Origin of the sequence: Streptomyces radicis, assembly GCF_003626575.1 — a bacterium.
Lineage (GTDB): Bacteria > Actinomycetota > Actinomycetes > Streptomycetales > Streptomycetaceae > Streptomyces > Streptomyces radicis.
On the sequence record NZ_RBDY01000012.1, the window covers coordinates 106,596 to 119,933 of the forward strand.

At 73.9% G+C, this 13,338-nt stretch carries 13 protein-coding genes; 2 read left to right on the forward strand and 11 right to left on the reverse strand.

The annotated features are described in order from the left end of the window. Positions 1-31 precede the first annotated feature (31 nt). Positions 32-598 carry a GNAT family N-acetyltransferase gene (locus tag D7318_RS17625; RefSeq protein WP_120698066.1) on the reverse strand — a complete coding sequence of 189 codons (567 nt, stop codon included), beginning with the start codon at positions 596-598 and terminating at the stop codon, positions 32-34. A gap of 188 nt (positions 599-786) precedes the next feature. Here D7318_RS17625 and D7318_RS17630 point away from each other — a divergent pair, with 188 nt between their 5' ends. Next, positions 787-1,224: an SsgA family sporulation/cell division regulator gene (locus D7318_RS17630; protein WP_120698067.1), complete on the forward strand. Its 438-nt coding sequence runs from the start codon at positions 787-789 to the stop codon at positions 1,222-1,224. 13 nt (positions 1,225-1,237) lie between these two features. Here D7318_RS17630 and D7318_RS17635 read toward each other — a convergent pair whose 3' ends face one another. After that, complete coding sequence (locus D7318_RS17635) at positions 1,238-1,705, reverse strand: Lrp/AsnC family transcriptional regulator (protein WP_120698068.1); 468 nt, start codon at positions 1,703-1,705, stop codon at positions 1,238-1,240. A gap of 120 nt (positions 1,706-1,825) precedes the next feature. Here D7318_RS17635 and hppD point away from each other — a divergent pair, with 120 nt between their 5' ends. Next, positions 1,826-2,947 carry a 4-hydroxyphenylpyruvate dioxygenase gene (hppD, locus tag D7318_RS17640; RefSeq protein WP_120698136.1) on the forward strand — a complete coding sequence of 374 codons (1,122 nt, stop codon included), beginning with the start codon at positions 1,826-1,828 and terminating at the stop codon, positions 2,945-2,947. Between the two features lie 70 nt (positions 2,948-3,017). Here hppD and D7318_RS17645 read toward each other — a convergent pair whose 3' ends face one another. The 9 genes from D7318_RS17645 to D7318_RS17685 form a co-directional block, all read right to left on the reverse strand. Beyond that, a complete protein-coding gene (locus D7318_RS17645) occupies positions 3,018-3,851 on the reverse strand; it encodes a S16 family serine protease (protein ID WP_120698069.1) in 834 nt (277 codons plus the stop codon). 9 nt (positions 3,852-3,860) lie between these two features. Further along, positions 3,861-4,505: an IclR family transcriptional regulator gene (locus tag D7318_RS17650; protein WP_120698070.1), complete on the reverse strand. Its 645-nt coding sequence runs from the start codon at positions 4,503-4,505 to the stop codon at positions 3,861-3,863. 232 nt (positions 4,506-4,737) lie between these two features. Then, positions 4,738-6,540: a DEAD/DEAH box helicase gene (locus D7318_RS17655; protein ID WP_120698071.1), complete on the reverse strand. Its 1,803-nt coding sequence runs from the start codon at positions 6,538-6,540 to the stop codon at positions 4,738-4,740. Positions 6,541-6,613: 73 nt separating this feature from the next. Next, positions 6,614-7,000: a type II toxin-antitoxin system death-on-curing family toxin gene (locus tag D7318_RS17660; protein WP_120698072.1), complete on the reverse strand. Its 387-nt coding sequence runs from the start codon at positions 6,998-7,000 to the stop codon at positions 6,614-6,616. A gap of 3 nt (positions 7,001-7,003) precedes the next feature. Continuing rightward, positions 7,004-7,201, reverse strand: a complete 198-nt coding sequence (locus D7318_RS17665) for an Arc family DNA-binding protein (protein ID WP_120698073.1) — start codon at positions 7,199-7,201, stop codon at positions 7,004-7,006. Positions 7,202-7,248: 47 nt separating this feature from the next. Then, positions 7,249-8,742, reverse strand: a complete 1,494-nt coding sequence (locus D7318_RS17670) for an MFS transporter (RefSeq protein WP_120698074.1) — start codon at positions 8,740-8,742, stop codon at positions 7,249-7,251. 83 nt (positions 8,743-8,825) lie between these two features. After that, entirely contained in the window at positions 8,826-11,150 is a 2,325-nt protein-coding gene (locus D7318_RS17675) for a xanthine dehydrogenase family protein molybdopterin-binding subunit (RefSeq protein WP_120698075.1), read from the reverse strand. Beyond that, a complete protein-coding gene (locus D7318_RS17680; protein ID WP_120698076.1) occupies positions 11,150-12,283 on the reverse strand; it encodes a 2Fe-2S iron-sulfur cluster-binding protein in 1,134 nt (377 codons plus the stop codon). The genes D7318_RS17675 and D7318_RS17680 overlap by 1 nt, the downstream gene beginning before the upstream one ends. Beyond that, positions 12,280-13,185, reverse strand: coding sequence for an FAD binding domain-containing protein (locus D7318_RS17685; protein WP_120698077.1), 906 nt, complete (start codon positions 13,183-13,185; stop codon positions 12,280-12,282). The genes D7318_RS17680 and D7318_RS17685 overlap by 4 nt, the downstream gene beginning before the upstream one ends. Positions 13,186-13,338: the final 153 nt, after the last annotated feature.

Sequence of the window (13,338 nt, forward strand, 5' to 3'; positions counted from 1 at the left end):
GGCGCCGGTCCTGCGTTCCCTGTGAGGGACCTTAGCCAACTCCCGGTCCGTCGTGAGACTCCAGGGGCGTCCTCCCGGTTCCCCAGGGGGTCAGATCCAGGCGCCAGTCGTGGCAGCGCAGCGGGCGACCCCTGGGGTACTCCATGTCGCACACGCCGAGCAGCGTGAAGCCCGCCTTGCGGCAGATCGCGTTGGACGCGGGATTCTCCACGGACGGGAACGCGTGTATGAAGCGGTGGGTCCCCTCCTCGGCGGCCACGGCCGCCACGGCGAGCGCCGCCGCCGTCGCCAGGCCGCGCCCCTGGAACTCGGGCAACGTGCTCCACCCCGTCTCCCACGCGGCGCCGCCGCGCCACTCCCGCTCCCAGAACCCGATGGTGCCCACCGAGCCGCCGCCCTCGGCGTCCTCCACGATGAACATCCGCCCCGGGCCCGTGCCGCCGAGGCCCAGATACCGCAGATGCCGGTCCTGGAGCTTCTCCTCGGACTCCGGGCCCCCGAGGTGGATCATCATCTCCGGGGCGTTCGCCCGCCGGAGCAGGTCGAGACCGCCCTCGTGCCAGGGCACGAGCCGCACACGCGCCGCTCCTCCGTCCATGCCACCGACGCTACGCGGCCCCACTGACAACGGCCCTCCGAGAAGGCGCCCCACCGGGAAAGCGGCCTTCGGAGCTGCCCCTCGGAGCTGCCCTTCGAAAAAGTCGCCGAAGTCGTGTAAGGAATGGCGCCCCTCCCCCTCTCCCCCTTCGGCACGACAGAACGGCACGACAGGAGAGGTCGCATCGCATGCACACCACGATCGAGCGGGAACTCGCCCTGAAGCTGGTGCTCTCGGGTGACCGCAGCGTCCCGGTACCCGCGCGGCTGCGCTACCGCGCGTCCGACCCCTACGCGGTGCACATGAGCTTCCACATCAACTCCGACACCCCGGTGGACTGGGCCTTCTCCCGCGAGCTGCTGGTCGAGGGCCTGGTCAGGCCATCGGGACAGGGCGACGTACGGCTCTGGCCCGTGATCCAGGACGAGGGCCCCGTGCTGTGCCTCGCGCTGCACTCCCCCGACGGCGACGCGCTGCTGCACGCCCCCGCCCCCACGGTGGCCGCCTGGCTCCAACGCACGCTGCGGCTCGTCCCGTTCGGCACCGAGAGCGTCCGGCTGATCGTCGGCGACACCCTGTGCGCGCTGCTCGGCGCCCCCGACGGCTCGGACGAGGCCGCGGCCTAGCTAGGGCCTGGCCCTAAGGGGCGGCCGCGTGCCGCACCAGCGGGAGGGTGCGCAGCGGCACGGGGTTCTCCATGACGATCGCGGTGGACGACCTGACGATCCCGTCGAGGCCGACCACCCGGTCGATGACCCGCTGGAGGTCGGCGTTGGAACGCGCCACCAGGCGGCACAGCATGTCGCCCTCGCCGGTGATGGTGTGCAACTCGAGCACCTCGGGCACCCCGGCGAGGTGACGGCGGACCTCGTCGCCCTGGCCCTGCTTGATCTCCAGGGTGGCGAAGGCGGTCACGGGGAAGCCGAGGGCCGCCGGGTCCACCTCGGGCCCGAAGCCGCGGATCACCCCGCCCACGCGCAGCTTCTCGAGCCGCGCCTGGGCGGTGCCGCGCGCGACGCCGAGCCGCCGGGACGCCTCGAGCACCCCGATCCTCGGCTCGCGCGCGAGCAGCTCGATCAAACGTGCGTCCAACGCGTCGATGGTCACCGCGCACCTCCTGGGCATCCTGTACAGACCCTAGACGGCTACGCGCGTCACTCTCTACAGATTGACCAGCACAAACGCAAACTATTGCGCACTCTGCCGAACCACCGCACGCTGGTCTCCATGACTGAGATCACATCGGACGACCCGTTCCCCGTCCGGGGCATGGACGCGGTCGTCTTCGCCGTAGGCAACGCCAGACAGGCCGCGCACTACTACTCCACGGCGTTCGGGATGACCCTCGTCGCCTACCGGGGCCCCGAGAACGGCCATCGCGAGAGCGCCTCCTACGTCCTCGAGTCGGGGAGCGCCCGCTTCGTCCTCACCTCGGTCATCCGGCCGGTCACGCCCGAGGGCCACGCGTTGGCCCGCCATGTCGCCGAGCACGGCGACGGCGTGGTCGACCTGGCCATCGAGGTGCCCGACGCGCGCGCCGCGTACGCGCACGCCGTGGCGCAGGGCGCGCGCGGCCTGTCCGAGCCCGCCGAGGTCTCCGACGAGGACGGCACGGTGGTGCTCGCCGCCGTGGCCACCTATGGGGAGACCCGGCACACCCTGGTCGAACGCGGCGACTACAAGGGCGTCCACCTGCCCGGCTACGTCGCCGCCGAGCCGCTGACCGAGCCGCGGGTCGAGCGGACGTTCCAGTCGGTCGACCACTGCGTGGGCAACGTGGAGCTCGGCCGGATGGACGAGTGGGTGGCGTTCTACCAGCGCGTCATGGGCTTCACCAACATGAAGGAGTTCGTCGGCGACGACATCGCCACCGAGTACTCCGCGCTGATGTCCAAGGTCGTGGCGGACGGCACGCGCAAGGTGAAGTTCCCGATCAACGAGCCCGCCCCCGGCAAGAAGAAGTCGCAGATCGACGAGTACCTGGAGTTCTACGGGGGCCCTGGCGTCCAGCACATCGCCCTGGCCACCGACGACATCATCCGCACGGTGCGCGCGATGCGGGACGCGGGTGTCTCGTTCCTCGACGTGCCGGGCTCGTACTACGACACGTTGGGCGAGTGGGTCGGCGAGACCCGCGTCCCCGTGGACACGCTGCGGGAGCTGAAGATCCTCGCCGACCGCGACGAGGACGGCTACCTGCTCCAGATCTTCACCAAGCCCGTGCAGGACCGGCCCACGGTCTTCTTCGAGTTGATCGAACGGCATGGCTCGCAGGGATTCGGAAAAGGGAACTTCAAGGCACTCTTCGAGGCAATCGAGCGTGAACAGGCCCGACGGGGGAATCTCTAAGAGCACCACCCCCCACAGCCGCCCCCGCGACCTGCACTCGCGGGGGCGGTCCTCTGTGCGCCCCGGGGGATCAGCAGGACGGCACGGACTCGCCCGCGGCCAGCGCGCGCAGGTCGTTCACCGCGCCCTCGAGCGTGGTGACCGGGAGCAGCCGCAGCCCTTCGGGGGTGTCGGCCGTCGCGTCGCCGCACTCGTCGCGCGGCACCAGGAAGACGGTGGCGCCGTCCCGCCGCGCGGCCTGGGTCTTGAGGGGAACGCCGCCGACCGCGCCGACCCGCCCCGCCGCGTCGATCGTGCCGGTCCCCGCGACGACCTCCCCGCCGGTGAGGTCGCCGCCCTCGCCGTCGCCGTCGAGCAGGTCGACGATGCCGAGCGAGAACAGCAGCCCGGCGCTCGGCCCCCCGATGTCCGCGAGGTGCAACTCGACCGAGACATCCGAGGCGTCGAGGCCGAGGAAGCCCAACGCGGCGGTGACGGCGGCGTCCTGGGACTCGACCATCTGGTCGGCGTTGTGCTCGCGGATCTCCTCGGTGCTCTCGCCCACCGGGTAGACCGACTCGCGCGGCATGACGGCGCGGTCGCTCGCGAAGTAGCCGCTCACCACGTCGGCGAGGCGCACGGTGGCGTCGGGCGAGGTCGCGGTGATCGTCGTCATCCGCAGCTCGCCCTCGGGCGCGCGGACCGGCGCGCCGGTGACGGTGATGACGGGCCGCCCCTCGTGCTCGCCCAGCACATCGGCGGTGAGCCCGGGGTGGGTCACCGAGAACGGCAGCGGCGCCAGCGCGGCCACCGCGAGCAACGCGCCCACGAGCAGCGAGCAGACGGTGAGCAGCAGGGTCCGGCGGCCGCCGGACGGCGGGGTCGGCCCGCCCTTGGCCTGGGGCGCGGTCGGGGCTGCGGACATGGAGGGAATCTAACGCAGCACGACCGCGATCTCCTGGGCGGCCCGTACGACGCGGGGGCCGACCTCGTCGGGCACGGCCTCGCTGAGCATGACCACGCCCACGCTGCCCTCGATGCCGCACTCGGCGGGCAGCGGGGCCGCGGCGCCGCTCGCGCCCGCCTCCAACTCCCCGTGCGTCAGCACGTATCCGTCCTCGTCGGTGATGTCCTTGCAGCGCCCGGTGAGGATGGCCCGGCCCGCGGCGCCCCGGTCGAGCGGGTGCCGGAAACCCGTGCGATAGGCAACGTGGTAGTCGGTCCAGCTCGGCTCGACGACCGCGACCGCCAGGGCGTCGTTGCCGTCCACCACGGTGAGATGGGCCGTGGCGCCCACGTCCTCGGCGAGCGAGCGCAGCGCGGGCAGCGCCGCCTCCCGCACCAGCGGGTGGACCTGGCGGCCGAGGCCGAGCACCCCGACGCCGACCCTGGCCCTGCCCCCCGCGTCCCTGCGGACCAGCGAGTGCTGCTCGAGCGTGGCGAGCAGCCGGTAGACGACCGTTCGGTTGACGCCGAGTTGTTTGGACAGCTCGGTGACGGTCAGGCCGTGGTCGGTCTCGGCGAGCAGCTTCAGAACCCGTAGCCCTCGGTCGAGCGTCTGGGAGGTCTCCGCGGTCACGACGCCCCCTCGAAGCAGTTCGAAGCAGGTTGCTGGCAGGTGCCAGGTGGCAGGTCACAGAGGTTGACCGCGCACCGGGCAACGTTGCCCGCCGCCGTGTGTCCCTTCGGCGTGCGCGTGTCCGGAAATTTATCGGGGGGCACCGCTCAGCGGAAGGGCCTGTCCAGAATCCGAGCGGTCGAGCACGACTTTCGAACGCTATGCGCTCATCTCCGTCGCATGTCGCCGCAGGTCACCGCATCCGGGTGGCCCATTCCCGCACCTTGAGCAGGCGTTGCCTCAGCTGCCCCGCGCTGGCCTCCGCGGTGGCCGGGCCGCCGCACGCGCGGCGCAGCTCGGTATGGATCACGCCATGGGGCTTGCCCGACTGGTGGGCATAGGCGCCGACGAGGGAGTTCAGCTCGCGGCGCAGCTCCATCATCTCCTTGTGGCTCACCACCGGGCGCCGGTCGGCGGGGAGTTCGAGCAGGTCGGCCTCCTCGTCGGGCTTCTTCCTGCTGTGCGCGATCTGCCGGGCCTGGCGCTTGCCCAACAGGAGCCGCACCTGGTCGGGTTCGAGCAGCCCGGGGATCCCGAGGTAGTCCTGCTCCTCGTCGCTGCCCGGGTGCGCCTGCATGCCGAACTCGGCCCCGTCGTACATCACCCGGTCGAACACGGCGTCCGACTCCAGTGCCTCGAACGAGAGTTGGTCCTGCTCGCCGTCCGGCTCGTCCTTCTCGCGCTCGGCGTCCTTCAGCAGGTCGGCCTCGGGCCCGTACGGGTCGTCGTCGGCGTCCTTGCGCGGCTTGTCGAGGACATGGTCGCGCTCGAGCTCCAGCTCGTGGGCGAACCCCATGAGCATGGGAATGGTCGGCAGGAAGACGGACGCGGTCTCGCCCCTGCGCCTCGAGCGCACGAAGCGGCCGACGGCCTGCGCGAAGAAGAGCGGCGTCGCGATCGTCGTGGCGTAGACCCCGACGGCCAGCCTGGGGACGTCCACGCCCTCGGACACCATGCGGACCGCGACCATCCAGCGGTCCTGACCCGTCCTGAACTCCTCGATCCGCCCCGAGGCCCCCGCGTCGTCGGAGAGCACCACGGTCGCGGAGGCGCCGGTGATCTCCCTGATCAGCTTGGCGTAGGCGCGCGCGGACTCCTGGTCGGTCGCGATGACCAGGCCGCCCGCGTCGGGCACCGAGCGGCGCACCTCGGTGAGCCGCCGGTCGGCCGCGCCGAGCACGGCGGGCATCCACTCGCCCTTGGCGTCGAGCGCGGTGCGCCACGCCTGGGAGGTGGCGTCCTTGGTCATGGGCTCCCCGAGCCGCGCCGCCACCTCGTCGCCCGCGCGGGTGCGCCAGCGCATGCTGCCGCTGTAGGAGAGGAAGATGACCGGCCGGACGACGCCGTCGGCGAGCGCGTTGCCGTAGCCGTACGTGTAGTCGGCGACGGACCTGCGGATGCCGTCGTTGCCCTCGGCGTAGGAGACGAACGGGATGGGGTTGGTGTCCGAGCGGAACGGCGTCCCCGTCAGCGCGAGCCGCCGCGTCGCGGGCTCGAACGCCTCGAGGCACGCCTCGCCCCACGACCTGGAGTCCCCCGCGTGGTGGATCTCGTCCAGGATGACCAGCGTCTTGCGCTGCTCGCAGCGGTTGCGGTGCAGCATCGGCCGCACGCCGACGCCCGCGTAGGTGACGGCGACGCCCTGGTACCCGCGCGCGACGGGCCCCGCGCTGTACTCGGGGTCGAGCCTGATCCCTATCCGCGCCGCGGCGTCGGCCCACTGGGTCTTGAGGTGCTCGGTGGGCGCGACGACGGTGACCTGCTGCACGACGTGGTGGTGCAGCAGCCAGGACGCGAGGGTCAGGGCGAACGTCGTCTTGCCCGCGCCCGGGGTGGCGACCGCGAGGAAGTCCCGCGGCTGCGCCTGGAGATAGGCGTCCATCGCCGCCTGCTGCCAGGCCCGCAGCTTGCCGGCCGTGCCCCAGGGGGCACGGCCGGGGAACGCCGGGGAGAGATGGGAGGAGTGGGCGGCGGAGGATGAGGCGGCGGCGGTCACGGTCTCCGGGGTGGGTCTTGACGGCACGAGGACCGCGACAGCCTACCCCCGGAGACCGGCCCGCCGATGCGGCTCAGCTCACATCACGGTGCAGCGAGCGCAACGCCGAGGCGACGAGGGCGACTTCCTCCGCCTTGCCTGCGGCGACATCGATGACCAGGCCATACGCCGCGTCCTGGTCGACCTCCGCCATGTCCACCCCGTTGAGGTCGAGAAAGACGACGGTGCACATCCACGCCGTTCGCTTGTTCCCGTCCACCAAGGGGTGGTTGACCGCGAGCGACTGGAGGAGCGCCGCCGCCTTCTCGAACAGGTCGGGATAGGCGGCCACCCCGAACATCTCGGACCGCGGCCTGTGCAGCGCCGACGACAGCAGTCCGAAGTCCCGGACGGCGACCTCCTGTGGGTCGCACGCGAGCTGGGCGAGGTCCAGGGCCTCCCGGACCGTCAGGTACTTCACGCGCTACTCCCCCAGCCGCCGCAGCAAGTCCGCGTGCTTGGCCGCGTACTTCGCCCCCAGCTTGCGGACGGTCGCCCGGTCCGCCTCCTCCACGAGATACCGCTCCACCGCCTGAACCACTATGGCGTGCATGCTCCGCCCCTCCTCCTCGGCCCGCTGCTTCAGCGCTTCCTGAACCTCATCGGGCAGTCGCAAGTTCATAGCCATACTCCCACAGTACCGGAAGTGGTACCAGAATGGTACCGAATTCACGTTCGGGTGCGCAGGCGGCCCGCCACCGCGATGCTGAACAGTGCCGCCGTCGTCGTCGCCGCGTAGACCGGGAGGAACGCCGTCGCCTCCACCGCCACCCCGGCCGCGTCCGCCGTCGCCGCGTGCGCCGTGGCCGACGCGTCGCCGCCCAGGGCGGCGAAGAGCGTGCCCACCGTCGTGAGCATCACGACGTTGCCCAGGCTGTCGCACACCTGGAGCGAGGCGACGTTCCCGCCCGCCTCGTCGGGCGCCGAGAGCCGCAGCACCAGCACCCCGACCGAGGCGGTCACCGCGCCCATGCCGAACGCCGCCACCGCGAGCGTCAGCGCCGGGAGCCACACCGGCACCGCGTCGATCAGCACCAGCGGCGTCGCCGCCACCCCCGCCGTGACCAGCACCGTGCCGAGGCGCACAAGACCGAGCCGGTGCGGCTCGACCCACGCCCGCGACTGCGTGAACGAGCCCGACGCCCACAGCAGCCCCGACGCCGCCAGGGCCAGCCCCGCCTCGGTGTACGACAGGCCGCGCTGGGTGACCAGCATCAGCGGGACAAAGCTCTGCGTCGACAGATACGCCATCGACACAAGCCCCCGCAGCGTGATCACCGCGGGGAGCCCGCGCGCCGCGCGGAACGTCCCGCGCGGCAGCAGCAGCCGCGCCGAGGGCGCCAGCAGCGCGACGCCGACGAGCACCGGCACGAGCGAGAGCCAGCGCAGCTCCTGCCCGCCGTACTGGAGCAGCCCCGCGCCCAGCGCCACCGCGGCCGCGAGCCGCAGCCCCCGCCGGTCGAAGCGCGCCCCCGGCTCCCCCGGGCCGCCGAGCCGCCGCAGCGCGGGCAGCATCACCAGGACGGGGAGCAGCACGAGAACGGTGATCCCGAGGAAGACCCAGCGCCAGCCGAACCGTTCCGTCACCGTTCCCGAGATCACCGGGCCCACCATCGAGGGCACCACCCACGCCGCCGAGAACGACGCGAGCGCCGACGCCCGCAGCCGTTCCGGATACGCCCTGCGCACCGTGACATACAGCGCCACGATCACCAGGCCGCCGCCCACGCCCTGCGCGGCGCGCCCCAGCACGAAGACCCACATCGACTGCGCGGTGCCCGAGAGCAGCAGACCGGCGGAGAACGCGGATATGCCCGCCATCACGGGCGCGAGCGGCCCCCGCCGGTCGCACCACTGCCCCGAGACGACCATCCCGAGCAGGCTGGTGGTGAAGAACGCCGAGAACGCGAACGCGTACAGCGCGAGACCGTCGAGCGCCTCCGCGGCGGCGGGCATCGCCGTGCCGACGGCCATCGCCTCGAACGCGATCAGCAGGATCGTGCTGACACACCCGAGCGTCAGCGCCCGGTACGGCGCGCTGAGCACCCCGCCACCGCCGTCGTCGTCCCACTCCCGCGCATCGGACGTCGCGTCGGACGTCGCGTCGGACGTCGCGTCGGTCGGCGGGGGCACGGAGCCGGCGGCGGCGTCGGTGTCGCTCATGGGGACACCGTAAGGAGCGAGGGGCCGCCGCGCCTATGGACCGGCGCCAGGAACCACGTCGGCCGTTGGTCGTAGGCCGCCGCTCAGCCGGTGCTGACCGCGGCCTGCGGGCGGATCGGGAGGCGGTTCACCGGGCGGCCCGTGGCCGCGCGGACCGCCGCCGCGACCGCCGCGGGCGCGACCACGAGCGGCACCGCGCTCGCGGCCTTCGCCCCGAACGGCGCCACCACGTCGCGCTCCTCGACCAGCCGCACGATCCGCACGTCGGGCGCGTCCAACGCGGTCGGCAGGGCGTAACCCGCCAGGTCGGGCCGCCGCACCACGCCGCGCACCACGCGCAGGTGCTCGGTGAGCGCCGCGCCGATGCCCTGGGTGACCCCGGCCTCGATGCGGGCGCGCAGCTGGCGGGGGTTGAGCACGCGGCCGACGTCCTGCGCGACCGCCATCTCGACCACGCGGACCGAGCCGAGCTCCACGTCCACGTCCACCACCGCACGGATCGCGGCGAAGGCCATGCCGACGAACGCGTCGCCCTGGCCCGACTCGTTCAGCGGCTCGGTGGGGTGCGGGCGGCACTGCGCGGTCGCCCACAGCTCCTTGCCCTCGAGGGCCTCGGCCACCGTCGTGGAGAGCACCCCGTCGTAGGAGGTGATCTTGCCGTCGGCGATCGAGAGCAGCTCGGCGGACATCCCGAACGTCGCGGCGAGCGGCTGGAGCAGCTGGGTGCGGACCATCTTGGCGGCCCGTTCCACCGCGCCGCCCGAGACCCAGGTGTGCCGCGAGCGGCAGCCAGGGCCCGCGGGCGGCTGGTCGGTGTCGACCGGCGCGACCTGCACGTCGTCCACGCCGAGGACATCCTGGACGATCTGCCGGGCCAGCGTCGCGAAGCCCTGGCCCGACTCCACGGCGGCGCACAGCACGGTGGCCGACGTGCCCTCGACCTTGACCGTCGCCGTCGCCACCTCGTCCGCGCCCTCGGCGCCGAGCATGTGCACCATGCCGAGGGCGTAGCCGACGCCGCGGCGCACCGCGCCCGGGTCGGCCGCGCCGTCGGGGCCGCCGGGCAGCAGCCAGTCCTCGACCGGGCCGTCCTTGGGCAGCGCGGGCAGCGGCGCCTCGCGCACCGCGCCCAGCAGCTCGGCGACGGGCGCGGGGCATGTCACGGCCTGCCCCGTGGGCAGCGCGTCGCCGGTGGCCAGGACGTTCCGCGCGCGCAACTCGTCGGGATCGATGCCGAGTCGGGCGGCCAGCTTGTCCATCTGGCCCTCGTGGGCGGCGCACACCTGCATCGCGCCCTCGCCCCGCACATAGCCCGAGGGCGGGTTGTTGGTGCGCACGACCCAGCCGTCGACCACGGCGTTGGGCACGACATAGGGCCCCCCGGCGAACGAGACCGCCGCGGCCAGCGCCTCCGCCGAGTCGTCCGCGTAGGCCCCGGCGTCCATGAGGATCTGCGCCTCGACCTTGACGAGCTTCCCCTCGCGGTCCGCGTGGTGCCAGTACCGCAGGAGCGTGGGGTGCCGGTGGCCGTGCCCCAGGAACGACTCCTCGCGGGTCGCCGCCAGCTTGACCGGGCTGCCGGTGCGGATGGCGAGCAGCGAGAGCGGCAGCTGGAACCCCAGGTCCTCGCGGTCGCCCAACGCCCCTGGCACGCCCGTCACATACACCTTGACCTGCTCCTCGGTGAGGCCGAGGCACGCGGCGAGCCGGTCGCGGTCGCCGTGCGGGTCGGTCGACGCGGTGTACATCTCGACGCCGCCGTCGGGGCGCGGCACGGCGAGGCCCGCCTCGACGCCGATGGGCGCCGGGTCCTGGCGGCCGATGCGGTACAGGCCCTCGACCACGACCTCGCCGGTCGCCGACGGGTCGCCGTGGCGCAGCGGGATGTGGCGGATCAGGTTCCCTTCGGGGTGCAGCGGCTCGGCCTCGAACGCCTTCTCCGGGTCGGTCACCGCCTCGAGCACCTCGTACTCGACGACGATCGCCGCGGCGGCGAGCCTGGCGGTCTCGGGGTGGTCGGCGGCGACGGCCGCGACCGGCTCCCCGTGGTAACGCACCACGTCGGAGGCCAGCGCGGGCCGGTCCTCGACCGTGCGCCCGAGGCCCGCCTCACCCGTCACGTCCTCGTGCGTGACCACGGCCCGCACGCCCGGCATCGCGGCGGCGTCGGCGGTGTCGACGCGCTTGATCCGCGCGTGCGGGTGCGGCGAGCGCAGCACGGCGGCCCACAGCAGGCCCTCGGCCCACAGGTCGGCGGTGTACGGGTAGGTGCCGAGCACCTTGGCGTCCGCCTCGGCCGACGGCACCGAGGCGCCGAGCCCGTGCGGCGCCTGGCTGCCCTGCCCGCCGCCGCCCGCCTGCGAGGCGACCACGGTGACGGCCGCCGCGTCGCCGGCCTGGTATGTCATCACATGCCTCCTGCCGGGGGTCCGGCCTGGTGCGGAATGCGGGCCTGGCGGTCCTCGCCCTGCGGGGCCTCGGCCCGGGCCGCGCGCTCCTCCACGACGGCGCGCACGGCGTTGAGCACGCCCCGGTAGCCGGAGCAGCGGCACAGGTTCCCGCACAGGGCCTGCCGGGTCTCCAGGTCGGTGGGCGTGTGGTTCCCCTCGAGCAGGTCGTGCACCGTCATGGCCATGCCGGGCAGGCAGAACCCGCACTGCACGGTGGAGGCGGCCAGCGCGCGCTGCACGTCGGAGGGGGTGCCGTCGGCGCTCAGGCCCTCGACGGTGCGGATCTCGCTGCCCGCCGCGGTCGCGGCCGGGACCAGGCAGGCGGCGACGAGGCGGCCGTCCACCTGCACCGAGCAGGCGCCGCACTCGCCCTGCGCGCAGCCGTCCTTCGCGCCCGCGAGGCCGAGGCGCTCGCGCAGGACGTAGAGCAGGGACTCGCCGATCCAGGCGCCCGAGACGGGGCGGTCGACGCCGTTGACCCGCAGGACGTAGGAGACCTCGGGGTGCTCGCTGCGGCCCCCGGCGTCGGCGGGCTCGGCCGCCGTGGGCTCCGGGGGTGTGGGCGAGGCGGGCCCCGGCACGGACTCGGCCGGGTGCGGCTCGCCCGCGGGGGGCGCGGCCCACGGGGACGGCGGCGGCTGCTCGGCCGCGGCCTGCCGCTCGGGCGGCCAGGGGCTCGTCTCCTGGAGCTGCGGCGCCTCGGCGTCGACCCCGGCGGGCCCTTCGCCGAGTCTGCGCCGCCCGCCGGCCAGCGCGGCGGCGCCCTGGCTCATGGCGGCGGCCCGCGAGGGGCCGCGGGCGGCGCCCTGCTGGTCCCCCGCGGCGTCGGGCTCGCCCCAGGAGAACGGCATGGTCCACTGCCCGGTCGAGCCCGGGTCCGTCGTGGGGTCGGCGGTGGCGGGCTGCGCCGCGGGGCCGCCGATCTCGGGCGGCTGGTACCCGTGCCCGGGGGCAGCGAGCGGCTCGCCCCCCGGCTCCTGGGCGTAGCCGCCCGGCAGCTCTATGAACGCGGTCGCCTCCGCGTCGTACTCCCCGCCCCAGCCCGGCTGCGGGCCCTGGGAGTTCTCCTCGGGCTGCTGGTCGTCGTTCATGCGAGAGCCCTTCCGAGTCCGCGGCGGGCCAGTGCTGTCACGGTACGCCTCATGTGCAGGAGGGCGGGGGGGAGTTGAGGAGGTTCGCCGCCGTCCTCAGGAGCGGCGGGGTCCGGGATGCAGGCCATCCCGACATAGTCGCCGAACGCGGCCAACGCCTCGGGGGCGAGGCCGCGCTCCCCGTCCCAGTCCACGAGGGACGCCACCCATCGCTCGGCGTCGAGCGGGCGCAGCGGCATGGGGGCCACCGCGCCGACCGCGCAGCGCACCTCGCGGCGCACGGGGTCGAGGACCACGGAGACCGACGCGGTCGCGCGCGCGGGGCCCGTCCTGCTCGTGGCCTTGAGGAACGTCTGCGGCGCGTGCAGCAGCGGCACCCTGACATGGGCGAGCAGCTCGCCGGGGCGCAGCCGGTCGCGGCCCGCGAGCAGGTGGCTGACCGGGATCTGGCGGCCTTCCCCGTCGGGGCCTGCGACCAGCAGGGTGGCGTCGAGGGCCGCGAGCACGGGGAGGGTGTCGCCCGAGGGGGCCGCGGTGATGATGTTCCCGCCGAGGGTGCCGGCGTTGCGCACCTGGGGCGGCCCGGCGGAGCGGGCCGCGGCGGCGAGGGCCGGGATCAGGGCGGCGAAGTCGGGGCGGCTCATCCGCGCGTGGGTCAGGCACGCGCCGAGCAGCGCGTGGCCGTCCTGGTACGCCCAGCCGCGCAGCTCGGCCAGCCGACCGAGGCCGACGAGGGCCGCGGGGCGCAACAGCCCGGCGTTGACCCCGGCCATGAGATCCGTGCCCCCGGCGACGGGCACGGCCGCTGGCACCGCGGCCAGCGCGGCGACCGCCTCGTCCAGCGTGGCCGGGAGCGCGACGAGCCGGTCCGTGTGCGCTGCGTGCGGTGCGTGGGTGCTCAATCCAGCTGCCCCTTTCCGGTCGTCCCGGCTGCCGAGCCGTACGGTACGTGCTGGGAGCCGGGACGTGGCAACTCTGGCATATTTTCCCGCCCGGCAGACGCGGGGGTGGTCGGGGCGTCCACCGGGGCCTTCGGGCCCTCTCCGCGGGGGGCC

Bases quoted from the DNA above. Each gene is read 5' to 3' on its own strand.
- D7318_RS17675 (WP_120698075.1), bottom strand. From the start codon at position 11,150: ATGACATACCAGGCCGGCGACGCGGCGGCCGTCACCGTGGTCGCCTCG.
- D7318_RS17670 (WP_120698074.1), bottom strand. From the start codon at position 8,742: ATGAGCGACACCGACGCCGCCGCCGGCTCCGTGCCCCCGCCGACCGAC.
- hppD (WP_120698136.1), top strand. From the start codon at position 1,826: ATGACTGAGATCACATCGGACGACCCGTTCCCCGTCCGGGGCATGGAC.
- D7318_RS17625 (WP_120698066.1), bottom strand. From the start codon at position 598: ATGGACGGAGGAGCGGCGCGTGTGCGGCTCGTGCCCTGGCACGAGGGC.
- D7318_RS17680 (WP_120698076.1), bottom strand. From the start codon at position 12,283: ATGAACGACGACCAGCAGCCCGAGGAGAACTCCCAGGGCCCGCAGCCG.
- D7318_RS17645 (WP_120698069.1), bottom strand. From the start codon at position 3,851: ATGTCCGCAGCCCCGACCGCGCCCCAGGCCAAGGGCGGGCCGACCCCG.
- D7318_RS17665 (WP_120698073.1), bottom strand. From the start codon at position 7,201: ATGAACTTGCGACTGCCCGATGAGGTTCAGGAAGCGCTGAAGCAGCGG.
- D7318_RS17630 (WP_120698067.1), top strand. From the start codon at position 787: ATGCACACCACGATCGAGCGGGAACTCGCCCTGAAGCTGGTGCTCTCG.